Raw genomic sequence first — 23,419 nt, forward strand, 5'->3', positions numbered from 1 at the left:
AATTTATTCTGCTAGATTTGATGAATGAACTGCTTGCCACGTTTCAAAGGCAAGCTCAAATAATTCACTATCTGTAACAGCAATAAATCCACCATTGAGTAGTTGTGGACGTTGATTATAGGTAAAAGGCTTTTGATTTAATGCTAATAATCCGCCACCAATTTGTTCTAATAATCCCTGCCCTGCACTCGTATCCCATTCAGATGTAGGATGAAAACGTGGATATAAATCAATTTTCCCTTCCAACATCATACAAAATTTATAAGCACTTCCTGCTGCAATAAAACGAATAGGAATTTTTTGCTGTAAATAATCCATAAATTTAGGATATAACGCACTATGACTATGATGACTTGTAGCAATATATAATGTATCACGCTTCCCACGATGCTGTGGCGTATATTGTTGCCATTCATTATCTACAATATGATATTTATATGGTAAATGCTGCGTATCTGCCAAATAAATCACTTGCTCACATGGTACAGCAATCGCTGAAAAAATTGTTTTTCCTTGCTCAATTAAACTTAAATTAATGGTAAATTGATCACGGCGATGTAAAAACTCTTTAGTACCATCTAAAGGGTCAAGTAGCCAACATAAAGACCATGTATGACGTTGTGTGTAATCACTTTCTTCAGATAAAATCGGAATATTTGGTGTAAGCTGTTGTAATTGCTGTATTAAATATTGATTAACTCGTAAATCAGCTTGAGTTACAGGAGAGTTATCATTCTTTTCTAAAATTTTAAATTCATCGCCATTACAATAATACTGATATTCTACTAACAATAAATGACTCGCTTGAGTTAAAATAGGTACTAATGCCATAAACCACGAATGCTGTGGAGGCTGAGTCATTGTAAATAAATTATTCATTGTTAGAACCTATTGAGAATAGCGAAATGAAACCCACGATTTTGTTTGATATGGACGGCACTTTGCTCGATTTAGCTTTTGATGACTTTATCTGGCATCAACAATTACCACAAGCTTATGCCACTCTACATGATTGTAGTATACAACATAGTTTAGAAAAACTTAACCTTTTTTATCAGCAAGATCAACATAGTTTAGCATGGTATTCCTTAAATTTATGGCAACAACGTACAGGCGTTGATCTTTTACAGCTTCATCGCCAATATCAACATAAAATCGCTACACGTCCACATTGTTTTGAATTATTAAATTATTTAAAACAGCATGGTTATGAATGTTGGATTTTAACCAATGCTGACCAAGCTAATTTAGCTTTTAAACGTGAAACTTTACCACATTTTGCTTCATATTTTAAATATATGATTAGCAGTGAGCAAATCGGTTACGCTAAAGAACAAATTGAATTTTGGCAACAATTACAAGCTATGACTGCATTTAACCCGCAATCTGCTATCATGATTGATGATAATTTAAAAGTATTAGAAACAGCACAACAATTTGGTATTGCTTATCAATTTACTATTTTGCAACCATCATCAACTAATCCTGCACGTTTAGCACAAGATTTGCCTTACCCTGCACTTGATGATTTATTAGACTTAATTCCACATTTACAACAAATCGAGCTACAATCATGAGTAAACGTCAAAATAAAAACAAAAACAACAAAAATAGCCTAAACACCAACACACCAACATCAGGTATTCGCATAGATAAATGGTTATGGGCAGCACGTTTTTTTAAAACACGCTCGATTGCCAAAAATGCAATTGAAGGTGGTAAAGTACATTTAAATGGCGAACGAGTGAAAGTTTCTCGTGAAGTACAAATTGGTATGCTATTAACCATTCAACAAGGCATTGAGAAAAAAACTGTTTTAGTTAAAGGCTTATCAGATGTGCGTGGCTCTGCACCTATTGCACAACAACTTTATGAAGAAACAGCAGAAAGTATAGAAAGACGAATTCAACAAGCCGAACAGCGTAAACTTAATAGTATGATGTTTATGTCCCATCGTCCCAATAAAAAAGACCGCCGTGATATTGATAAATTTCATCAACAATATGATTTTGCTGATGATTTCTCTGATGACATGTTTGAGAGAGAATACGATGAATGGGTAGATGATAATTTTGAAGATTGGGAAGATGATGAAGAATAACCTTAAGTTTTTAAATTTATGGCTTTAGTTAAAGAGTTTTTCAAGTAACCCATCATATCATCATGTTCAATTAAATCGGCATGACCATTTTTTACAGCCAAATAACGTTGCTCTAAAATTTGTTGTTGCTCACTATTGATTGACAATTCATTTTCAAGATGATTTTGTAAAAAATCTACCCATAATCTCTCAGTCATTTCATCAAAAGAGATTTGATATTTTGCAGTATAAGCAAACATTTGGCTCGCTAATTCATCATTCACAGTTAAAATAATTTGGCTCATTTCACTACCTATCAATTTTACTCACTTGATAATATCACATTTTTGGAAAATATAATCCAAATACTGCTCTGACATTTGTTTTCCAAAATAACTAGCTTTATTGTATTGTTCTTGTGATGTGGTCGCCTTATTTAAATCAATGTTTTCCAGCACCATCAATTCATATAATGCAATTACATTTTCTGCATTCTCGTACATTTCTAGTTGTTCTGCATAGTAAGCTGTATTATGACTAGTCATTCTATTTCTGCTTAAAACAATATTTCTGAGCAACTCAATCAATTTTTTATCATTTAAAGCCTTTTGATATACCCGAATTTCAGATTTTGTTTTACCTTGCATAAAATCAGCAATTTTGGGCAATAAAAACTGAGCATAAGTCGCATCATTACTATGACTTGACAAACATTCAAATCTTTGTTTTGTAGCAATCGGAATATTTTTCTTATCTAATCTTTGATATTCAGTATTTAAAATTTGATTAGAAATTGTACCCGATGCATAAATATAAGCAACTTTTTCAGCAATTTGCTGATTTTGTTCATTATTGGCAAATACTGATTGACAAGTAATTATAGCCATAAAAATAGCAATTATTTTGCTTTTGAACATCTTAACCAACCTTAAACAAAATCAACAAATTAGCCCTTAAAATCAAGATTTAAACTTCTCAATCTCCCTCACAAATCTATCAAAAAGCGGTGAACAATCGTGCGGACCAGGACTGGCTTCTGGGTGTCCTTGAAAACTAAACGCCACACGGTCGGTGCGTTCTATGCCTTGATTGGAGCCGTCAAACAGTGAGCGGTGGGTCGCTCGCAAAGTACTTGGCAAGGTGGACTCATCAACCGCAAAGCCGTGATTTTGGGAGGTTATCATCACTGTGCCATCGTCCAAGTTTTGTACAGGGTGGTTGGCACCGTGATGACCGTGATTCATTTTAATGGTTTTTGCCCCACTTGCCAGTGCCAATAATTGATGACCCAAACAAATGCCAAACACAGGAATTTTGGTCGTATCGCAAATAGTTTTAATGGCATCAATGGCATAATCACAGGCAGACGGATCGCCCGGTCCATTGGATAAGAAAATGCCGTCAGGATTTAGTGCCAAGACTTTTTCGGCAGGAGTTTCGGCAGGTACAACGGTTAATTTACACCCTCTATCGGCAAGCATACGCAAAATGTTGGTTTTAACCCCATAATCATAAGCGACAACATTATATTTAAGCTCAAGCTGTTTAAAACCTTTGCCTAATTCCCAAGAACCTTCTGTCCATTCAAAACCATCTTTATCACAACATTCTTTGGCTAAATCTAAACCATTTAAACCTTTAAAACTTTGAGCCAATTCAATCGCTTGTTTTTCTGTAATATTTTCACCCGCCAAGATTGCCCCATTTTGAGCTCCCTTTTCACGCAAAATACGAGTGAGTTTACGTGTATCAATATCAGCAATGGCAACGACATTGTGTTGTTTTAAATAATCGCTTAATGATTGTTCAGCACGGAAATTGCTATGTAATAATGGTAAATCACGAATAATCAAACCATTTGCCCACACTTTATGAATACGTCCAGATTCGGTATCTTCATTATTACAACCTGTGTTGCCAATGTGTGGATAAGTTAAAGTAACGATTTGTTCAGCATAACTTGGATCAGTTAAGATTTCTTGATAGCCTGTCATGGCTGTATTGAAAACGACTTCTCCAGTCGTGTGTCCTGTTGCACCAATGGAAATACCACGAAAAATAGTACCATCGGCTAGGGCGAGTATAGCTGGAATGCTCAAGGCAAAACTCCTTAATTTTTTAAGCTGTAATGATGCATATATAATACAAATCAATGATTTTTAAACCGATTTGCATACAAGCCTGTTTAAACTTAAAAACATATTATACATAACTTATCAGCTAAAGTCTATGAATAATTTGATGTTGTCGCAATATAAAAATGGGTGTTATAACACACCCAAATTTATGATTTCTGATAGTCAAAAATATTATTCAAACGGATGCTGAATTTTCCAAGCACGATGGATTTTTTGATTACGCTTAAAATCTGGGTCGATGGTTTGTTCGGTAATTTCCTGAATATCATACCATTGGGCTAAACTTTCATCTAACACAAAACCTCGATAATTATTTGAAAAATAGAGTACTCCATCAACAGTTAAGCGATTCATTGCCCGTTTAATCAATGATACATGGTCTCGCTGTACATCAAATGTCCCATAAAATTTCTTAGAATTGGAAAATGTTGGCGGATCAATAAAAATTAAATCATACTGCTCTGTACCTTGCTTAAGCCATTCAAAACAATCACTCGTATAAAAAATATGCTGTTCATCAGCATGTTCCACAGTCAAACCATTAAGGACAAAATTTTCTTTAGACCAATTAATATAAGTATTCGATAAATCAACACTTGTCGTACTTAATGCACCACCTAAAGCCGCGTGTAAACTTGCAGTTGATGTATAACTATACAAGTTTAAAAAATGTTTACCTTTCGCTTCTTGAGCAATACGCAAACGAATAGCACGATGGTCTAAAAATAATCCTGTATCCAAATAATCGGTTAAATTCACCAAAATTTTGGCTTGCCCTTCCTGCACCACAAAACGTTTCGATGCTGTACTTTGTTTCTCGTATTGATTTTTACCTGTTTGTTTAGCACGCGTTTTAATAAATACCGCATCACGGCTTAAACCTATTACTTGACGAATCACCGCTAATGCCAAATTAAAACGTTTTTTCGCCTTTTCAGGGTCAATTTTTTTTGGTGGTGCATATTCTTGCACATGTAATTTATCGCCATATAAATCAATCGCCAAATTAAAATCGGGTAAATCCGCATCATATAAACGTAAACAATAGATATTATTTTGCACTGCCCATTTTTTTAAATTTTGCATATTTTTAATTAAACGATTGGCAAAATCTTGTGCTTCTGGAAAATCAATTTTTTCTGCATTCCATGTTTTTAAAAATGGCTGTTTATTTTCAATAACTTTAATTTGCCCAAAACGCACATAAATTGGTAATTTACCATTCATTAAGCGTAAAGTTGCAGTGTCTTGTAAGGCTAATACATCAGCATTTTCCACTTGAGATGCAATAATTGCGGTATAGTGTCGTGGAAAATATTTTTGTAATTGTGCAGATAAACCTAAATATAAACTACGATTTGATGCTTTATCGCCCAAACGCTCACCATAGGGTGGATTTGTAACCACAAAGGCAACATCATCAACTTTTAAATGAAAATCGTCCCAATCAGCTAAAGTACGTTCTTCAATACGAATATGCTCTAATAATTTTTCAAAACCACTGGCGATAATATTTTGTCGTGTTGCTTTTACAGCGTCCCAATCCGCATCGTAAGCATAAAAACGTGGTAAAGGTTGTTGTAATGCTTGTTCATGACGCTCAACTGCTTCAGCTTTTAATTTTAACCATAATTCACGGTCATGTCCGTGCCAACCATTAAAACCAAAACGACGAACTAATCCCGGTGCTCTATCAGTTAAAATCATTAAGGCTTCAATAATAAACGTGCCTGAACCACACATCGGGTCTAAAAATACAGTTGGTTTACGTTGTTTCAGTTGAGCTTTTTGCAAAATCGCAGCCGCTAAATTTTCTTTAATGGGTGCATCGGTCATCACACGGCGGTAACCACGTTTATGTAGGCTATCGCCAGATAAATCTAAACAATAATGATGAGCTGTTTTTGTTGCCAATACATATAAAGTAATTTCAGGCTGTTTTAAATCAATACTCGGTCGGCGACCCACACTTTCCATAAAACTATCGACCACACCATCTTTTACACGTAAAGTCGCAAATTGGCTATTGGCTTTGACATCTTTATCTAAATGTAAACGTACTGCAAAAGTGCTTTGTGGTGCAAAAATTAATGACCAATCAAAATTGACTGCACCTTCGTATAATTCTTCAGCAATATCTCGGGTATCATGACTAAATTCAATGTGATGTTGTACAATTGGTAATAACACACGAGAGGCTAATCTTGACCATAAACACACACGATATGCCACTTCCAGCGTACCCTGTACCACGATTCGCCCTGCTTTTTGCTCAATAATGGTTATGTCCATCTCTTGCAATTCTTGTTGTAATAATTGTTCTAAACCATCAGCACAGGTAATCCAAAAGGTTTGTAAAGGTGCGTTCATCGTCTATCACTCATCAAAAATAAAAGCATATTTTACCCGATATTGATGGGGAGATGGGAAAAATTTGTCATGATATTTGTTGTACAATCATCTTGAATAATTGATATAGATGAATTAGACTGTTTCAATACGTGTAATTTTAGAACAAGTGATGAATAAGGAGTCTGTCTTTATTCAAAATAAAATGAGCGTATTGCAATGAGTTTTGATGAAATTAAACAGTTAATTTACCAATATTGCCAAGAAAATGGTTCAGATGATGTGCCATTTTATGTGAATGATTTAATTGAAGAAAATGAAATCATTAAAAAATTAACTTATCCAAGATTTATGGATTTGACGATTGATTTTTTTGAGAAAAAATTTCAAAAATTAAAATTATCAAATATTGATAATTTGTTGGAAGATTTAAAAGTTTCAAGAGATTTTTTGTCTAAGAAAATTTCTATTCAACAATTAGAAAATCGCTGTGTTATTGCGTGGAAACAACACGATAAATTAAAGCATATTGAACAGCACTCCCAACGCTTAACCATTACTTTGCTTTATCCATCCGTTTTAAATAATAAACCCGACCCAACCGACCAAATGACGCCAATAGAATTTATTTTAGATTATTTAAGTTTAATTGATGATGAACTTCCAATTTTATATTATTGGAAATAATATAAAAATTTAAATGGTGTGTAATAGTCAGCGTAATTCAACTTTGTTATTATTGAACATCATATTACCCAATAAATAAAATTGACTACACGAACCTAGATTAACAGTTGTATCTAAAAGGATTTTACCTGCTCCATCTTTAATTTGTAATACGGTTTGTACATTGTCTGCTTGTAACACATACACAAAGGCTTGTTTTTCATCTTTAGAACGATTTTCCATACGTCTAATAATAGTACGACAACTCATATCTTCATGAAATGCAAATGAAGTTTTAGAGAGTATTTGTTGATTATTATCTAATATTTGTTGTTGATATGATGTCAATTTTGTCTGTATTACCACTTTATATTGTGGATAATTCAAACTGTTTGAAACCACAGCGTTTGGTAAATTCTTTTGTAACTCTGTAACATCGGGCTTTAAAATATCCGATACTTTTAATTCATGACGAATTTTGTCGCGTAATTCTGCTTGTTGTTTTTTAGCTTGCTTAATTTGATAATAGTCATAACCAAAATACCCAGCCACTAAAACCAATAAAATAATGATAATTTTCATAAAATATATAAATGTGAATTTTAAATCACACTATTCTAACATCATTTTTAAGTGAGTTTCAAGAAAATATCATCGTTGATAATTGCTTAAAAATCCAAGAAAAACCGAACAATCCAATCATTATCCCCATGATGATAATAAAAATATTGAGTAGAATAAATCGTGTTGTTTTAGCTGGTACAGTTTCATTCCACTTGATAGAAAATGGCTCAGGATTTTGTTTTTGATAATGTCTTATGAGTTTTAATTCACAGTAAAACACGAGTGCAACTGTAAAAAATATCGGTAAAAAACTCTACTATAAAGTCTTTTGAAATATCACGAAATGGTGTTACACTATTCAAATTTGGTTGAATAAAAAGCATATAAAGCATGAATATTAACAATACACCATTTAATATATCGTTAAATAGTTTTTTCATCATATGACTTTTAGTTTACCAACCGTATATTTTTATATCCTACCATACATAACATCAATACGTAAAGTCATTAGACTTTTTTATCGCTATCAATTCTGTTATGATAGGACTTTCATTCTATGCTTTAGCACAAAGGAATGTCGATGAAACAGCAAAATTTTATGCTCAATACCCTACCCTTTTTAATTTTACCGCCATTATTTTGGGCAGGAAATTTTGTAGTTGGCAAAGCTATTCATGCTGATATTCCGCCTTTTTCATTGGCATTTTTACGTTGGGTGATTGCTTTTTTAGTGATTTTACCTTTTGCATGGAAATTCATTCAACGTGATCAATCCTTATATCAACAACATTATGGACGTATACTCGCTACAGCAATTATCGGTGTTACCTGTTTTAATAGTTTAATTTATAAAGGCTTACACGATACCACAACCACCAATGCTCTATTATTAAATTCATGTATTCCAATTTTAATTATTTTATTTGGACGATTATTTTACGCCCAAAAATTACAAATTTTACAAATTGTCGGTTTAATCGTATCTTTATTTGGCGTATTCAATATTATCTTGCAAGGTGATTTACAACGTTTATTCACCTTATCCTTTAATTCTGGCGATTTATGGGTATTTTTAGCAATAGTCTGTTGGGCATTTTATACCATTTGGACCAAATCAATACCAACAGACATCAACAAAATTGGTTTAACAGCAATTCAAATGTTGGTTGCAATTATCGCCTTATTCCCTTTATTCTTATGGGAATATTTTTCACAACAAACCATGATTTTTAATACTCAATCAATATTAGGTCTTGCCTATGTCGGTATTTTTCCATCAGTGATTGCCTATGTACTCTATACGCTCGCCATTGAAAAAGTTGGAGCAGTAAAAGCAGGATTATCTATTCATTTAATTCCTGTATTTGGCGTATTATTATCCATCAGTTTATTAGGCGAAACGTTTCAATTTTATCATGCAATGGGTATTGCATTAATTGCTTTGGGTTTAATATTATGCCATCGCAAATAAAAACGGCTTTAGTTATCATAAAGCCATTTTATCATCATGTATTATCACGCTCTAAGATTGAACGCATAAGCAATTGTAATACCTGATGTTTTCTTGATTTAAAAGATTTTGAACTCATATTTGATTTTGCTTGACTATCGTGTTTACTTTTAACATTTGCATTCATGAGCATACCCTATATAGCTAGCGACTGCTGACCAATTTCAGTAATTCCATAAAATTATAATGTCTTTTTTATCAATAGTAAAATTCGATTTATTTATCAATATTATCGATATTACATATTATTCCATTAGCAACCTAATGAAAATTTATCTATCTCGATAAATAATCTAAACTTGCATAGAATAAAGTCAAAGCAATCATGATATACAAGAAAATTTGTCCTGTTGTTATCTCTGTTTGCTTATTGTTCTGTCTTGGTAATTTTTGACCATAGTCCAATCTTGCATTATACAAACTATCATAGGATGTGATATGATTGATAAATTGCTTATTCAGATGAACATATTGATTTATAAAATAACGATTGAATTTAATTTGATAACAACCATAATTTATATCTTGCTTATTCATCAACAGTAATATCGATGATTTAAAATGATATATGGTATTCTCAAGATTTATATTTACAAAGCAATGATAATCTCTCACATATTCTTGTTTTACCGTCATTTGGATATGATGTTGCTCTATCAAATCATTAGCATACTTTGTATCATACAGAATAAGGCGATTATTCCCTTTGCCATACACTTTGTACGTTAAGTCATCTGTAATAATAATATCAGAATGTTCAAATAAATTATCCATTTTCCAACTCTAAAGCTCGTTGATAAGCCACTTTCTTTTTCACACCTAAAATATCACTGGCTAATTGTGAAGCAACTTTTACCGATACATCTTGTAATAAACGCTGTAATAATTTATCTAATTCGGCATTTTCTACTTCGGTTTGGGCTTCCGCTCCATCAATGATTAATACAATTTCGCCCTTTTGTTGATTGCTATCATTTTTAACAAATGCTAATAACTCGCCTAAAGGTAATTGTTTAATAGTTTCAAAAGTTTTAGTGATTTCTCGAGCAAAACCTGCTAAGCGTTGCTGACCAAAAATGTCTACCATATCAGTTAAACAATCCACAATACGGTGCGGAGCCTCATAAAAAATCAACGTTTGTGTTTCTCGTTTTAATTCGACCAACTGCTTTTGACGTTGAGATGATTTAGCTGGTAAAAAACCTTGAAAGCTAAATTTATCACTTGGTAAACCCACTGCACTCAGCCCTGCAATCGCAGCACAAGCTCCTGCAATTGGAATAACTCGGATACCCTGCTGTTGGGCGGAACGCACCAATTTAAATCCAGGATCACTAATCAATGGCGTTCCTGCATCGCTAATTAATGCAATATCATCGCCTGCTAATAATTTATCAATCAATTGTTGCGTTTTTTGACTTTCATTATGGTCATGGCACGCAGTCAAAGGTGTATCTATTTGATAATGCTTTAATAAAGGCAATGATTGACGTGTATCTTCCGCAGCAATCAAGTTTACCGATTTTAATACTTGTACCGCACGAAATGTCATATCATCTAAATTACCAATCGGTGTTGCCACTACAAATAATTGACCAGCCATTAATTTACTCAAAAAATTTTAAAAATTATCCCTTATTATAAAGAAATTTGTTACACTAATCAGCATAAGTTTGGTAATTATATTCAATTTCATCATGGATACTATCCGTACACCACAACAGCAACTTGGCGATTGGGCTGAACAATGTGCGACTTATCATGCACAGCAACAAGGTTTTCATCTTATCACGCAAAACTATCACTGTCGTGGTGGCGAATTAGATTTAGTATTAGTCAAAAATCAATTATTGGTTTTCATGGAAGTAAAAGCACGCTCCAATCAACATTATGGACTTGCTAGTGAAATGCTAACCGCCAGTAAACAAAAAAAGATGATGAAAGCTATTCAGCATTTTTTACAACATTATCCTGAATATGCAAATTATGATTATCGTTTTGATTTATTTGCGATTCAATTTCAATACTCAACACAAAATACCATAAATTTATTGCAACAGCATCGTCCTATCCCTTATCATTATGAGTGGATAGAGCATGCGTTCTTATGGCAGGATTAAGGTCAATTATGGAAATTTGGATTTTTGCAATTATTATTGTCATTGTTTTAGTTGGTATTTATTTTATAGTCAATGTGAATAAGGCTAAAACACCACCCTTTTCACGTAAAGCTCTTTTAAATGAAGAACAAAAACAGCTATTTATTTTATTAAAATATCATTTACCGCAACATACGATTTTTACGCAAATTCCGTTAAGTAATATTATCACAGCACGAGAAAGTAAAATCAATAATTTATTGATGACACAAATTGTTGATTTTGTGATTTTTGATTTAAATTTTAATGTGATTGCATTAATTCAACTCAATCCGCAAACTCATGCAGAACAAGAAAAAATTAATGTTGCATTACAAGGTGTGGGGTATCATTTTATCCACTATGAACAAGTGCCGACTGTACAACGCTTACAGCAAGATTTTGCCCATTTTCGTGGTCAATAATAAATGTAGAGTGAATCATTATTCACTCCTATAAGTCCATGTAACTAATATAATTAATAAGTTACCTAGTCTAAAGATGATTGTTGTTGCTCTAATTTCTTCAATTTTAAGTCAAAAAGAAAAGGAGCAAATGGTAATAATGATGCCACTAAGCCCATGACAAACATAGCTAATGACCATTTCATTTTTTGACAAACGACTAATAATACCACAATGAATACAATAAATAAGATACCATGCGACATACCTGCGAATTTCATCAATACAGGATTGTCATATAAATATTTTAATGGCATCGCAATACCTAATAAAAATAAAAACGAAATACCTTCTAAAATACTCACGATACGCAAAGTTCTGATATTCATACATTACTCTAAATTAATTCTCATTTAATGTCATTTTAATGTAATCAAATTGTAAAATCAAATATTTTTTTGTAATTAAAATTATCTAATTTTCAAATCATGCCTAAATGATACACCCTATATTCCCTAAGTTAATTCATTATAAAAATGAAACTCATTCTTTTATTTTTATAGAAAATGTCAAATATCATAATATAATTATGAATTTGTACTTAACATTCTTAAACAATTTTAGTACAATCTCTGTGTTATACATAAGCGTATTGTATTGTGATTTTTTTATATAAATTGAACAATACAATATTAATGATAATTTTTTAATCAGAGGAATAACACCGTGCTACAAGCCTACCGCCAACACGTTGCTGAACGTGCCGCACTCGGAGTCCCACCAAAACCACTTGATGATGCTCAAACTGCTGCATTGGTTGAATTATTAAAAAATCCACCTGCAGGCGAAGAAGCATATTTAGTCGATTTACTTGAAAATCGTGTTCCAGCAGGGGTTGACCAAGCTGCTTATGTTAAAGCTGCTTTCTTAGCTGCTGTAGCAAAAGGCGAAACTTCTTCTCCTTTAGTTAGCCCAGAACGTGCTGTTTATTTATTAGGTACAATGTTGGGTGGCTATAACGTTGCTCCATTGATTGATTTATTAGACAATGCAAACTTGGGTGCTTTAGCTGCTGACGCTTTAAAGAAAACTTTACTTGTATTTGATGCGTTCCACGATGTAGCGGATAAAGCAAAAGCAGGTAATGCCAATGCGAAAGCGGTTTTACAATCTTGGGCAGATGCAGAATGGTTTACTAGTCGTCCTGAAGTACCAGAAGAAATTAAAATCACTGTATTTAAAGTAACAGGCGAAACCAATACCGATGACTTATCGCCAGCTCAAGATGCTTGGAGCCGTCCAGATATTCCATTGCACGCAACTGCAATGTTAAAAAATACCCGTGATGGTATTAACCCAGAAAAACATGGTGAAATTGGTCCAATTAAACAAATCGAAGAGCTGATTGCAAAAGGCAACCAAGTTGCGTATGTGGGTGATGTTGTTGGTACAGGTTCAAGCCGTAAATCAGCGACTAACTCTGTATTATGGTTCTTCGGTGATGAATTACCACACATTCCAAACAAAAAAGATGGTGGTGTGTGCTTAGGTGGTAAAATTGCTCCGATTTTCTTCAACACAATGGAAGATGCAGGTGCATTACCAGTTGAAATCGATGTAACCAATATGAACATGGGCGATGAAGTGGTATTAAAAATCAACCACGAAACTGCCATTGTTACAGCATTCAAAGATGGTGCTCAAATCGCTGAAGCTCCATTAAAAACCCCTGTTATTTTAGATGAAGTACGTGCAGGTGGTCGTATTAACTTAATTATCGGTCGTGGTTTGACTGGTAAAGCTCGTGAAGCATTAGGTTTAGAACCATCAACTTTATTCCGTCAGCCACAACAGCCTGCTGACACAGGTAAAGGCTTTACTCAAGCACAAAAAATGGTAGGTCGTGCGTGTGGTCTTCCAGAAGGTCAAGGTATTCGTCCAGGTACTTACTGTGAACCTAAGATGACGACTGTTGGTTCTCAAGATACCACAGGTCCAATGACTCGTGATGAATTAAAAGACTTAGCGTGTTTAGGCTTCTCTGCTGACTTAGTGATGCAATCTTTCTGTCACACAGCTGCATATCCAAAACCAGTTGATGTCGTAACACATCACACATTACCAGACTTCATTATGAACCGTGGTGGTGTATCTTTACGTCCAGGTGACGGTGTAATCCACTCTTGGTTAAACCGTATGTTATTGCCTGATACTGTAGGTACTGGTGGTGACTCTCATACACGTTTCCCAATCGGTATTTCATTCCCTGCAGGTTCTGGCTTGGTTGCGTTCGCAGCGGCAACTGGTGTTATGCCATTGGATATGCCTGAATCAGTATTAGTCAAATTCAAAGGTAAAATGCAACCAGGTATCACATTACGTGACCTTGTACACGCAATCCCTTACTATGCAATCAAAGCAGGCGATTTAACGGTTGAGAAGAAAGGTAAGAAAAACATTTTCTCTGGTCGTATCTTAGAAATCGACTTAACAGAAATGGAAACTGACTTAACTGTTGAGCAAGCATTTGAATTATCAGATGCATCTGCTGAACGTTCTGCTGCAGGCTGTTCAATCACATTATCTGAAGAGAAAGTTGCTGAATACTTACGCTCTAACATCGTAATGTTAAAGTGGATGATTTCTCAAGGTTATGGTGATGCTCGTACTATGGCTCGCCGTGTTGAAAATATGGAAAAATGGTTGGCTAACCCAAGCTTAATCAAAGCTGATCCAGATGCAGAATACACTAAAATATATGAAATCGACTTAAGCGAAATCAAAGAGCCGATTCTATGCTGTCCAAATGACCCAGATGATGCAAAATTATTATCTGAAGTTCAAGGCGACAAGATTGATGAAGTCTTCATCGGTTCTTGTATGACAAATATTGGACATTTCCGTGCAGCTGGTAAGTTGTTGGATAAAGTAGAAGGCGGTTCATTGGCAACTCGTTTATGGATTGCTCCACCAACTCGTATGGACGAGCGTCAATTAATGGACGAAGGTGTGTATAACGTGTATGGTCGTGCAGGTGCACGTACAGAAATGCCAGGTTGTTCACTTTGTATGGGTAACCAAGCACGTATTGCGAAAGGTGCAACAGCAGTTTCTACATCAACTCGTAACTTCCCTAACCGTTTAGGTCAAGATACCAACGTGTACTTAGCTTCTGCTGAATTAGCATCTGTTGCTGCGATTTTAGGTAAATTGCCAACTGTTGAAGAATATCAACAATATGCAACGAAAATCGATAGCATGGCAGACGACATTTACAAATATTTGAACTTCGACCAAATGGCAGACTATACAGAATCTGCTAATTCAGTTGATGTGAAAAAAGTAGATAAGAAAATTATTGCAGCTCAATTAACATAATGGGTTGAAATATTTCAAAAATAGGGGTTAGCAATAATCCCTATTTTTATTGCAATCTTATAAATTTTATTTCCTATCACCTTATTCAAATTTAACACTAAGCTATGCACTAAAGCTTATATCGCAATCATTCAATTTCAAATAGAACAATGCTAAAATAGCTTTTTTATCATTATGATAGGTATATATTTTGGATATTTTTCCGATTTCTCTCAAATTACAACAACAACGCTGTTTAATTGTTGGTGGTGGTCAAATTGCATATCGTAAAGCACAGCTTTTAGTACGAGCTGGTGCTATTCTTGATATTGTTTCTCCAAAAATCAATATAGAATTAGCCGAACTGATTAAACAAAGCAATGGTCATCATTATCAACAAAAATTTGCTGATTTTTTACAACAATATTCCAATTTACGCCATTATCGTTTAGTTATTACTGCAACAGATCATACTCAAACCAATCAACAAGTTTTTGAAACGTGTGAACAACAGAATATTTTAGTCAATAGTGTAGATGATGTTCCCCATTGTCGTTTTATGATTCCTGCCATTATTGACCGCTCACCGTTGGTGATTTCTGTTGCGAGTAATGGTACATCACCTGTATTATCTCGACAAATTCGTACACAACTTGAAATGTCTATTCCACAAGAAATGGGGTTATTAGCTGATTTTTCAGGACAATGGCGACAACAAGTCAAACAAAAAATTGAAAATCCAGAACAACGCCGTATTTTTTGGGAAAATATTTACGCTAGCCCAATTCGTGAAATGGTATTTAACCGTCAAATCGAACAAGCCAATCATGCCATGCAACAAGCATTAGATGATTGGACAATTCCACAAGGCGAAGTTTATTTAGTCGGTGCAGGACCAGGCGATGCAGAGTTATTAACTCTTAAAGCTTTACGTTTAATGCAACAAGCCGATGTGATTATTTATGACCGCCTTGTTTCACAACCCATTTTAGACTTATGTCGCCGTGATGCTCAAAAAATTTATGTAGGTAAAGCTCGCTGTCAGCATACTATTCCCCAACAAGATATTAATCAATTATTAGTGGATTATGCTCAACAAGGTAAACGTGTGTGCCGTCTTAAAGGTGGCGACCCATTTATTTTTGGGAGAGGTGGTGAAGAAATTCAGCATTTAATGCAATATCATATTCCCTTCCAAATTGTACCGGGGATTACCGCAGCTTCAGGATGTTCCGCCTATGCAGGTATTCCATTAACTCATCGTGATTATGCACAAAGTGTACGCTTTTTAACAGGTCATTTAAAAGAAGGCTCACCTGAATTACCTTGGCAAGAATTAATCTATGAAAATCAAACACTTGTTCTTTATATGGGCTTAGTTGGATTAGAACAAATTTGTCAAAAACTGATTGCACACGGTCAGCGAGCAGATATGCCAATTGCCTTAATTTCCAAAGGCACAACACCTGAACAAAAAATTGTGATTGGTACTTTAGCAGATATTGCCGATAAAGTAGCACAACAACAAATTAAAGCACCGACTTTAATCATTATTGGCGAAGTGGTAAAATTACACCAACAATTAAATTGGCAACATTCACATGACACAACATCCGTACATTAATCCACATATTCACGTTATTTTATATGAACCTGAAATTCCAAGTAATACTGGCAATATCATTCGCTTATGTGCCAATACAGGTGCAAAATTACATTTAATCAAGCCCTTAGGTTTTGAATTAGATGATAAAAAACTGAAACGAGCAGGTCTTGATTATCATGAATATGCTCAAATAAAAATTTGGGAACATTTTGATGACTGTTTGGCAGATTTAGCTACACAGAATATTAGTATCAATCAAATATTCCCTTTAACTACCAAAGGTTATAATACACCTTATACACTCAATTTAAATCAACCAATTGCCCTACTCATGGGTCCTGAAACACGTGGTTTGCCTGAACATATCCGCTTAAAATTTCCGCAAGAACATTGGATACGTTTACCAATGACTGAGCATTCTCGTAGTTTAAATTTATCCAATGCCACCGCAATTATCGTTTATGAAGCATGGCGACAACAAGGATTTCAAAATCATTGTTAATATTGGGTAAAATACGAACAAAATAAAATAATCATTGTCATAATGATGTATTTTTATCATACTTTAACCTAAAAATATGGCATAATATTCGGCTAATATTTTTATTGTTTAGATGTCGGAGATTGGTAATGCGTTTTGTTGATGAAGCAGTAATCAGTGTAGAAGCTGGCGATGGTGGCAATGGCGTAGCCAGTTTCCGCCGTGAAAAATTTGTTCCTTTTGGTGGACCAGATGGTGGTGATGGTGGTAAAGGCGGTAGCATTTATGTGGTTGCCGATGAAGATACCAATACCTTAGTCGATTTTCGTTATACTCGTAAATATCGTGCGGAACGTGGCAAAAATGGTGCAGGGGCAAACTGTACAGGACGTGGCGGTGAAGATATTATCCTAGAAGTACCAATTGGCACGACCATTGTCGATATGGATAGCGGTGATATTATTGGCGATTTGGTAGAGCACGGACAGAAAATTCTCGTTGCCAAAGGTGGCGATGGCGGTTTAGGCAATATTCATTTTAAATCATCAACCAACCGAGCACCACGCAAATGTACCACAGGATTTAAAGGCGAGCATCGAGAAATTCGTCTTGAGTTAAAAGTTTTGGCAGATGTCGGCTTGCTTGGTATGCCAAATGCTGGAAAATCAACCTTTATTCGTGCGGTGAGTGCGGCAAAACCAAAAGTTGCTGATTATCCATTTACCACAATGGTACCAAATTTAGGTGTGGTTGATGTGGATAGACATCGTTCTTTTGTCATGGCGGATATTCCGGGTTTGATTGAAGGTGCATCTGATGGTGCTGGTTTAGGTATTCGCTTTTTAAAACATTTGGCTCGTACACGCATTTTATTACACATTGTTGATGTACAACCGATTGATGGTTCTGACCCTGTATATAATGCCAAAGCGATTATGGCAGAATTGGAAAAATTTTCACCAACATTGGCAAAATTACCAATGGTATTGGTATTAAATAAACTCGATCAAATTAGCGAAGAAAGCCGTGATGAATGGTGTCAATATTTGCTTGATGAATTAAATTGGCAAGGTGCAGTATTTAAAACCTCAGGTTTATTGGCTGAAGGTACACAAGATGTTGTCTATTATTTGATGGAACAAATTGAACAACAACAAGAACTTGAGCAAGAAGACCCCGAATATGCTCAAAAAATGAAAGCATTCCGTGAACAGCTCGAAGCTGAAACACGAGAACAAACGCTCATGGCAAAAGAAGCCTATCGTCAAATGCGTAAAGCACAGCGTGAACAACGTCTCAATGCAGGTTTAGATGTTGATGACTATGATGATGTTGATGATTTTGACGATGACGATTTTGATGATGTTGAAGCCATTTATGTTCGTTAATAGCTAGGGATAAATCTATGTTACAACGTGATTTTTCAGCGTGTAAGCGTATTGTTATTAAAATTGGTTCAGCCTTATTAACGGCAAATGGTCAAGGTTTAGACACGGAGATTATCAATCATTGGGTAGGGCAAATTGCTGAATTGCATCAACAAGGGCATGATATTATTCTAGTTTCATCTGGTGCAGTAGCAGAAGGCATGGTGCGTATGAATTTAACGCAACGCCCAACTGATTTAGCTAGCTTACAAGCCTGTGCTGCTATTGGACAAATGGGGCTTATTCAAACATGGTCGAGTGCATTAGCACAATACGATATTCAAACTGCTCAAGTTTTACTCATTCATGATGATTTGGCTGACCGCAGACGGTATCTTAATTCGTGTGATACTTTGCATCAGTTGATTGAATGGCGTGTGATTCCAGTCATTAACGAAAATGATACTGTTTCGACTGAAGAAATGCGTTTTGGTGATAATGATACCCTATCAGCAATGGTTGCTGGACAAACGCAAGCGGATTTATTGATTATTTTAACAGACCAACAAGGCATGTTTGATAGTGACCCACGCAAAAATCCAAATGCAAAACTACTCTCTACCGTGCGAGCAATGGACGATACACTCTTTGATATGGCAGGCGAAGGTGGTTTGCTTGGGCGTGGCGGTATGATTACTAAAGTGCGTGCGGCTCGTTTAGCAGCACGTTCGGGTTGTCCAACCTTGATTGCCAGTGGTGAAAGTGAGTTTGTGTTAAAACGTTTGATATCTGGTGAAATGATAGGCACATTATTTACTGCTGATGATGATAGAATTACCGCTCATCAACAATGGCTTGCTGCACATCTACAAACATCTGGACGAATTATGATTGATGATGGTGCGGTAAATGCGATTAAACAACAACATCGTAGTTTATTGCCTGTAGGTGTGATTAAAGTCGAAGGACATTTTGAACGTGGCGATGTGGTAGAGTGTATCGACCAAAAAGGTGTGCGTATTGCTGTTGGACGTGTGAATTTTAGTTCTGAATCTGCCGATATGATTAAAGGTCTAGCATCAGATAAAGTGTTGCAAGTTTTAGGTGAAACACGTTCTTTAGAAATGATTCATCGTAATAATATGGCGATTTATTGATTATTATTTCATAGTATAAATTGCTACGTAAGAGCGGAATATTTTTTTCGCTCTTATTGATTATTTACTACTAATTACGACTAAAATCTTTAGAGAAAGAATAAATATAAGGAACCTCAAGCCAACGTTCATCAATAGCATAAATTATACAAACTCTATCTCCATAACGATAAAAATCATGGAAAAAATCTCTATTTTTAGGGAAATTAATCGTTTGTCGAGTTTGAGAATTTTCTATTGCCCAATATGTACGTTTGCCTTTACCCTGCCCAGTACTAAACTCTTGTTTAAACACACCACAAAACTCTTGTCTAGGTTTATCTTGAAATACATGACCCAATAAAATATCACTTGCTTTAAAAGACAAAGCAAATATAATTATACAGATGATACACATAATAAGTGTAAACATCATGTCTATGGATTGATTTCTATCCTCAGGTTTTTTATCTCCAGAATTAAGAAAAGCATTAAGACATATAAAAGGAATAGACAAAACAAACATATCTGTTGCTATAAATACATCCATATACTTCTCTTTCATAAGGAAAAATATAGCAAATACTATGTAAATTATAAAAGCAATTTTAATATGCTGTTTCACGAATGTTAATCCTATTTATCATTCATTCCGTACAGTTAAATTCATGACCTAGCCAATTATTGTAAGAGCAAAATTTTTTTGCCCTTACATAAAACTCATCTACTACAATGACCGAACTTATTCAATCAAGGCTTAACTGCCACTAAAAGTTGTATCGCATCAGGGCTAACCGTCATTTGATTGAGTGCTTCTATACCCTCTTGTTGCAATTTAATTAAACGGTCAATTTCATCTTGACGAATACTTGGATTGTATTGTTTTAAATGATTAAGGCGGTCAATCTCAAATTGCCAACGTTTTTGATAATTAGTCTTTGATTGCTCTTTAATTTGCGGTAGATGTTGTTGTGCTAATATCAATGCTTGTTCATAACGTTGTTCAATAATTTCTCGGCGAGCTTTCACCACCTGACGACAACTATTATTATCTAAATGGCTAATACATGGTTTTAACATTTGTGATTGAATTTTTTCCGATAAATCCTGCCCATTTTCATGTAAAAATACACGAATATATGGACGACTTAATGCCCCATGTACATTGAGATTTTTTGGTGCAATGACATTCACTTTAAACCATAATTCCATGACTAAAGTACCAGCTTTTAAAGCATTGGTTTTTAATAATGCAACATTAGTACTACCAAAACCTTGTGTGCAAATCACTTCAATCACACTTTCAATAAATGGATGTTCTAAAGTCAAAAATTGTACATCTTCACGAATTTGTGCTTGTTTGCGGTCAAAAGTTACTGTCATACCATCTTCGTTAATGTCCAGTCCTTGTACTTGCATTTGGTCGCTTGGTTTAATAATCAACGTACCATTACTCTGCTCTTCATAATCAATATTGGTCGAATTCATAAAGCGTTTCATAAATTGTGGCAATAGACTATGCTCATCATGCTCTTCCATTAAACGAACCAAATTACCTGCAACTACAGGACGACATGAATTATATTCCAATAATTTATCACGCCCATCGTGCAATTCAGCTTCTAAAGCTTGACGCTGTACATTAACTTCTTCCAATAAATCTTCAAATTGCTGACCTTTATCGGCTAATAAACAATCTTTTAATTCAGCAATAAAGTTTTCTTGCAAAGTTTGAGCTGTTGGTGAAATTTGATTAAAAATATTTAAGCCTTCATTATACCAACGGAACATACGCTCTTGAGCCGTTCCCATCACATAAGGCACATGAATTTGAATGCGATGTTTTTGTCCAATACGGTCTAAACGCCCAATACGTTGCTCTAAAATATCAGGATTCGCAGGTAAATCGAATAACACTAAATCACTGGCAAATTGGAAGTTACGACCTTCTGAGCCAATTTCTGAACAGAGTAAAATTTGTGCTCCATAGCTTTCTTCAGCAAAATAGGCAGATGCTTGGTCTCGTTCTAATAAACTCATCCCTTCGTGGAACATGGCTGTACGAATATTACCATGTAAACGTAATACGCTTTCTAAGGCTTCAACCACAGGTCCACTGCGTGCAATCAATAATACTTTTTTATGTTTTAATGGTGATTTTTTAAGCTCTGTTAATAGCCAATTGACACGAGGGTCAGTTTCCAACCATGCACCATCAAGTTGTAATTCTTCTGGCCACATTTGTTCACGCAACTTACCTGTGGTATTCCAACCTTCAGGCATGGTCAATGCTACTGGCTGACAATCTCGCCCTGCAAAACCTTGAATTGCTTCACGAGTATTGCGGAATAATACACGCCCAGTACCATGTCGGTCTAAAATTTCATGAATAGCACGCAAACGATGTTCTGGTGTATCTTCAGCCAAACGATAACCTAATAATTGTTCTAATGCTTCAAAATGATGCTCTTCTAATGGCAAATCTGTGATTAAATATTCTGCAATTTTAGCGGTATGTTGATACTGTGCCTCTTCATCTAAAAATTGTTCTAAATCATTAAAACGCTGTGGGTCAAGCAAACGTAAACGTGCAAAATGACTTTCAATCCCTAATTGTTCAGGTGTTGCAGTCAATAATAGTACACCTGCAGTTTGTTGGGCAAATTGTTCAACCAATTGATAACGGTCATTGCCTCCATCTTCACTATTCCACATTAAATGATGGGCTTCATCAATCACCAACAAATCAAAACCTGCTTGTAAGGCTTGTTCTCTTAAATCTTCATGGTCTAATAATAAATCAATACTCGCAATAATACATTGTTCAGTCAAAAATGGATTGGTTTCTTCATCGTGCTCACGAATACTTGCTGTACGTGTTAAGTCAAAAATTGAAAAATTCAAATTAAAACGGCGACGCATCTCTATCATCCATTGATATTGTAATGAGTCTGGTACTAAAATTAAAATCCGTTCAGCACGTCCGGTTTTTAATTGTTGATGAATAATCAATCCCGCTTCAATAGTTTTACCCAATCCTACTTCATCAGCCAATAACACACGTGGTGCAAAACGTTTACCAACTTCATGTGCAATATATAATTGATGTGGAATTAGTCCAACCCTTGCTCCAACTAGACCTTTTAGCGGGCTGTGATGCATTCGTCCTTGCATTGCCATCACTTCTAGGCGTAAATCATACCAATCTTTAAAATCAATTTGGCTAGCTAATAAACGGTCTAACGGTTTTGATAACTGAATATGAGCACCTAGACGGGTTTCATTTAATATTTTACGTTCGGCACGTTGTTGTTCATCGTACCGAATCACATGATAACGCATTACGCCTGCAACATTTTCAGTATCTTCAATTAGCCATACATTTTGCTCTTGGTCTGTAATTTCATCGCCAATATGGAAAATAATACGCGATAAAGGTGCATTATTGCGAGCATAAACTCGTGTTCCCTCACTTTTGGGAAATAGAATGCTCACAGAACGCTCATCTGTATCAATCACTACACCTAATCCTAATTCTGTCTCAGTATCAGACAACCAACGCTGACCAATAGCAAATTGTTGCAATTTTTTCACCTTATTTATAGTATGGAAAACATAAT

At 35.0% G+C, this 23,419-nt stretch carries 22 protein-coding genes; 11 read left to right on the top strand and 11 right to left on the bottom strand.

Annotated elements, in window-relative coordinates:
• Positions 1 to 3: 3 nt before the first annotated feature.
• Entirely contained in the window at positions 4 to 879 is an 876-nt protein-coding gene (locus LU301_RS07375; RefSeq protein ID WP_305269235.1) for a 3'(2'),5'-bisphosphate nucleotidase CysQ family protein, read from the bottom strand.
• Between the two features lie 26 nt (positions 880 to 905).
• Here LU301_RS07375 and LU301_RS07380 point away from each other — a divergent pair, with 26 nt between their 5' ends.
• Complete coding sequence (locus LU301_RS07380) at positions 906 to 1,577, top strand: HAD-IA family hydrolase (protein ID WP_305269237.1); 672 nt, start codon at positions 906 to 908, stop codon at positions 1,575 to 1,577.
• The gene (locus LU301_RS07385; protein ID WP_305269240.1) at positions 1,574 to 2,101 is read left to right on the top strand and encodes an RNA-binding S4 domain-containing protein; all 528 of its coding nucleotides are present in this window, start codon (positions 1,574 to 1,576) and stop codon (positions 2,099 to 2,101) included. The genes LU301_RS07380 and LU301_RS07385 overlap by 4 nt, the downstream gene beginning before the upstream one ends.
• A 2-nt stretch (positions 2,102 to 2,103) precedes the next feature.
• On the opposite strand, the gene LU301_RS07390 is transcribed toward LU301_RS07385, so the two are convergent.
• From LU301_RS07390 to rlmKL, 4 genes are all read right to left on the bottom strand, one after another.
• Positions 2,104 to 2,385: a hypothetical protein gene (locus LU301_RS07390; RefSeq protein WP_305269243.1), complete on the bottom strand. Its 282-nt coding sequence runs from the start codon at positions 2,383 to 2,385 to the stop codon at positions 2,104 to 2,106.
• A 21-nt stretch (positions 2,386 to 2,406) separates the two neighbouring features.
• Positions 2,407 to 2,967, bottom strand: coding sequence for a hypothetical protein (locus LU301_RS07395; protein WP_305269246.1), 561 nt, complete (start codon positions 2,965 to 2,967; stop codon positions 2,407 to 2,409).
• A 72-nt stretch (positions 2,968 to 3,039) separates the two neighbouring features.
• The gene (carA, locus tag LU301_RS07400; protein ID WP_305269248.1) at positions 3,040 to 4,179 is read right to left on the bottom strand and encodes a glutamine-hydrolyzing carbamoyl-phosphate synthase small subunit; all 1,140 of its coding nucleotides are present in this window, start codon (positions 4,177 to 4,179) and stop codon (positions 3,040 to 3,042) included.
• Between the two features lie 210 nt (positions 4,180 to 4,389).
• Entirely contained in the window at positions 4,390 to 6,588 is a 2,199-nt protein-coding gene (rlmKL, locus tag LU301_RS07405; RefSeq protein WP_305269250.1) for a bifunctional 23S rRNA (guanine(2069)-N(7))-methyltransferase RlmK/23S rRNA (guanine(2445)-N(2))-methyltransferase RlmL, read from the bottom strand.
• Between the two features lie 198 nt (positions 6,589 to 6,786).
• On the opposite strand from rlmKL, the gene LU301_RS07410 reads away from it, so the two are divergent.
• Complete coding sequence (locus tag LU301_RS07410) at positions 6,787 to 7,254, top strand: hypothetical protein (protein ID WP_305269252.1); 468 nt, start codon at positions 6,787 to 6,789, stop codon at positions 7,252 to 7,254.
• Between the two features lie 27 nt (positions 7,255 to 7,281).
• Here the strand turns inward: LU301_RS07410 and LU301_RS07415 are convergent, their stop codons facing one another.
• Positions 7,282 to 7,815, bottom strand: a complete 534-nt coding sequence (locus LU301_RS07415) for a hypothetical protein (RefSeq protein WP_305269254.1) — start codon at positions 7,813 to 7,815, stop codon at positions 7,282 to 7,284.
• A gap of 565 nt (positions 7,816 to 8,380) precedes the next feature.
• Between LU301_RS07415 and LU301_RS07420 the strand changes: the two genes are divergently transcribed.
• A complete protein-coding gene (locus LU301_RS07420; protein ID WP_305269256.1) occupies positions 8,381 to 9,271 on the top strand; it encodes a DMT family transporter in 891 nt (296 codons plus the stop codon).
• Positions 9,272 to 9,586: 315 nt separating this feature from the next.
• On the opposite strand, the gene LU301_RS07425 is transcribed toward LU301_RS07420, so the two are convergent.
• Positions 9,587 to 10,084, bottom strand: coding sequence for a hypothetical protein (locus LU301_RS07425; RefSeq protein ID WP_305269257.1), 498 nt, complete (start codon positions 10,082 to 10,084; stop codon positions 9,587 to 9,589).
• Positions 10,077 to 10,913: a 16S rRNA (cytidine(1402)-2'-O)-methyltransferase gene (gene rsmI, locus LU301_RS07430; RefSeq protein ID WP_305269259.1), complete on the bottom strand. Its 837-nt coding sequence runs from the start codon at positions 10,911 to 10,913 to the stop codon at positions 10,077 to 10,079. Before rsmI ends, LU301_RS07425 begins: the two co-directional genes overlap by 8 nt.
• A 94-nt stretch (positions 10,914 to 11,007) precedes the next feature.
• On the opposite strand from rsmI, the gene LU301_RS07435 reads away from it, so the two are divergent.
• Together LU301_RS07435 and LU301_RS07440 are read left to right on the top strand one after the other, a co-directional pair.
• On the top strand, positions 11,008 to 11,430 hold the full coding sequence (locus LU301_RS07435; protein ID WP_305269261.1) for a YraN family protein: 423 nt from the start codon (positions 11,008 to 11,010) through the stop codon (positions 11,428 to 11,430).
• An 8-nt stretch (positions 11,431 to 11,438) separates the two neighbouring features.
• Positions 11,439 to 11,873, top strand: a complete 435-nt coding sequence (locus LU301_RS07440) for a DUF2726 domain-containing protein (RefSeq protein WP_305269265.1) — start codon at positions 11,439 to 11,441, stop codon at positions 11,871 to 11,873.
• Between the two features lie 65 nt (positions 11,874 to 11,938).
• On the opposite strand, the gene LU301_RS07445 is transcribed toward LU301_RS07440, so the two are convergent.
• Positions 11,939 to 12,241 (bottom strand): DUF3817 domain-containing protein, encoded by a 303-nt coding sequence (locus tag LU301_RS07445; protein WP_305269268.1) that lies wholly within the window; start codon positions 12,239 to 12,241, stop codon positions 11,939 to 11,941.
• A gap of 337 nt (positions 12,242 to 12,578) precedes the next feature.
• On the opposite strand from LU301_RS07445, the gene LU301_RS07450 reads away from it, so the two are divergent.
• From LU301_RS07450 to proB, 5 genes are all read left to right on the top strand, one after another.
• Complete coding sequence (locus tag LU301_RS07450; RefSeq protein WP_305269270.1) at positions 12,579 to 15,230, top strand: bifunctional aconitate hydratase 2/2-methylisocitrate dehydratase; 2,652 nt, start codon at positions 12,579 to 12,581, stop codon at positions 15,228 to 15,230.
• Between the two features lie 190 nt (positions 15,231 to 15,420).
• Positions 15,421 to 16,833, top strand: coding sequence for a siroheme synthase CysG (gene cysG, locus LU301_RS07455; RefSeq protein ID WP_305269273.1), 1,413 nt, complete (start codon positions 15,421 to 15,423; stop codon positions 16,831 to 16,833).
• Positions 16,811 to 17,317: a tRNA (cytidine(34)-2'-O)-methyltransferase gene (locus tag LU301_RS07460; RefSeq protein WP_305269276.1), complete on the top strand. Its 507-nt coding sequence runs from the start codon at positions 16,811 to 16,813 to the stop codon at positions 17,315 to 17,317. The genes cysG and LU301_RS07460 overlap by 23 nt, the downstream gene beginning before the upstream one ends.
• A 128-nt stretch (positions 17,318 to 17,445) precedes the next feature.
• Positions 17,446 to 18,684, top strand: coding sequence for an Obg family GTPase CgtA (gene cgtA, locus LU301_RS07465; protein WP_305269279.1), 1,239 nt, complete (start codon positions 17,446 to 17,448; stop codon positions 18,682 to 18,684).
• Positions 18,685 to 18,701: 17 nt separating this feature from the next.
• Entirely contained in the window at positions 18,702 to 19,820 is a 1,119-nt protein-coding gene (gene proB / locus LU301_RS07470; protein WP_305269282.1) for a glutamate 5-kinase, read from the top strand.
• Between the two features lie 70 nt (positions 19,821 to 19,890).
• Here the strand turns inward: proB and LU301_RS07475 are convergent, their stop codons facing one another.
• Both LU301_RS07475 and rapA read right to left on the bottom strand, forming a co-directional pair.
• On the bottom strand, positions 19,891 to 20,424 hold the full coding sequence (locus LU301_RS07475; RefSeq protein WP_305269285.1) for a hypothetical protein: 534 nt from the start codon (positions 20,422 to 20,424) through the stop codon (positions 19,891 to 19,893).
• Positions 20,425 to 20,549: 125 nt separating this feature from the next.
• Positions 20,550 to 23,393, bottom strand: a complete 2,844-nt coding sequence (rapA, locus tag LU301_RS07480) for an RNA polymerase-associated protein RapA (protein WP_305269288.1) — start codon at positions 23,391 to 23,393, stop codon at positions 20,550 to 20,552.
• Between the last annotated feature and the right edge of the window lie 26 nt (positions 23,394 to 23,419).

Source organism: Moraxella sp. ZY210820 (assembly GCF_030674635.1).
Classification (GTDB): domain Bacteria; phylum Pseudomonadota; class Gammaproteobacteria; order Pseudomonadales; family Moraxellaceae; genus Acinetobacter.

What these genes read in the sequence shown, in the direction of transcription:
- LU301_RS07375 (WP_305269235.1), bottom strand. Translation starts at nt 879, where the DNA reads ATGAATAATTTATTTACAATGACTCAGCCTCCACAGCATTCGTGGTTT.
- LU301_RS07380 (WP_305269237.1), top strand. Translation starts at nt 906, where the DNA reads ATGAAACCCACGATTTTGTTTGATATGGACGGCACTTTGCTCGATTTA.
- LU301_RS07385 (WP_305269240.1), top strand. Translation starts at nt 1,574, where the DNA reads ATGAGTAAACGTCAAAATAAAAACAAAAACAACAAAAATAGCCTAAAC.
- LU301_RS07390 (WP_305269243.1), bottom strand. Translation starts at nt 2,385, where the DNA reads ATGAGCCAAATTATTTTAACTGTGAATGATGAATTAGCGAGCCAAATG.
- LU301_RS07395 (WP_305269246.1), bottom strand. Translation starts at nt 2,967, where the DNA reads ATGGCTATAATTACTTGTCAATCAGTATTTGCCAATAATGAACAAAAT.
- rlmKL (WP_305269250.1), bottom strand. Translation starts at nt 6,588, where the DNA reads ATGAACGCACCTTTACAAACCTTTTGGATTACCTGTGCTGATGGTTTA.
- LU301_RS07410 (WP_305269252.1), top strand. Translation starts at nt 6,787, where the DNA reads ATGAGTTTTGATGAAATTAAACAGTTAATTTACCAATATTGCCAAGAA.
- LU301_RS07415 (WP_305269254.1), bottom strand. Translation starts at nt 7,815, where the DNA reads ATGAAAATTATCATTATTTTATTGGTTTTAGTGGCTGGGTATTTTGGT.
- LU301_RS07420 (WP_305269256.1), top strand. Translation starts at nt 8,381, where the DNA reads ATGAAACAGCAAAATTTTATGCTCAATACCCTACCCTTTTTAATTTTA.
- LU301_RS07425 (WP_305269257.1), bottom strand. Translation starts at nt 10,084, where the DNA reads ATGGATAATTTATTTGAACATTCTGATATTATTATTACAGATGACTTA.
- rsmI (WP_305269259.1), bottom strand. Translation starts at nt 10,913, where the DNA reads ATGGCTGGTCAATTATTTGTAGTGGCAACACCGATTGGTAATTTAGAT.
- LU301_RS07435 (WP_305269261.1), top strand. Translation starts at nt 11,008, where the DNA reads ATGGATACTATCCGTACACCACAACAGCAACTTGGCGATTGGGCTGAA.
- LU301_RS07440 (WP_305269265.1), top strand. Translation starts at nt 11,439, where the DNA reads ATGGAAATTTGGATTTTTGCAATTATTATTGTCATTGTTTTAGTTGGT.
- LU301_RS07445 (WP_305269268.1), bottom strand. Translation starts at nt 12,241, where the DNA reads ATGAATATCAGAACTTTGCGTATCGTGAGTATTTTAGAAGGTATTTCG.
- LU301_RS07460 (WP_305269276.1), top strand. Translation starts at nt 16,811, where the DNA reads ATGACACAACATCCGTACATTAATCCACATATTCACGTTATTTTATAT.
- cgtA (WP_305269279.1), top strand. Translation starts at nt 17,446, where the DNA reads ATGCGTTTTGTTGATGAAGCAGTAATCAGTGTAGAAGCTGGCGATGGT.
- proB (WP_305269282.1), top strand. Translation starts at nt 18,702, where the DNA reads ATGTTACAACGTGATTTTTCAGCGTGTAAGCGTATTGTTATTAAAATT.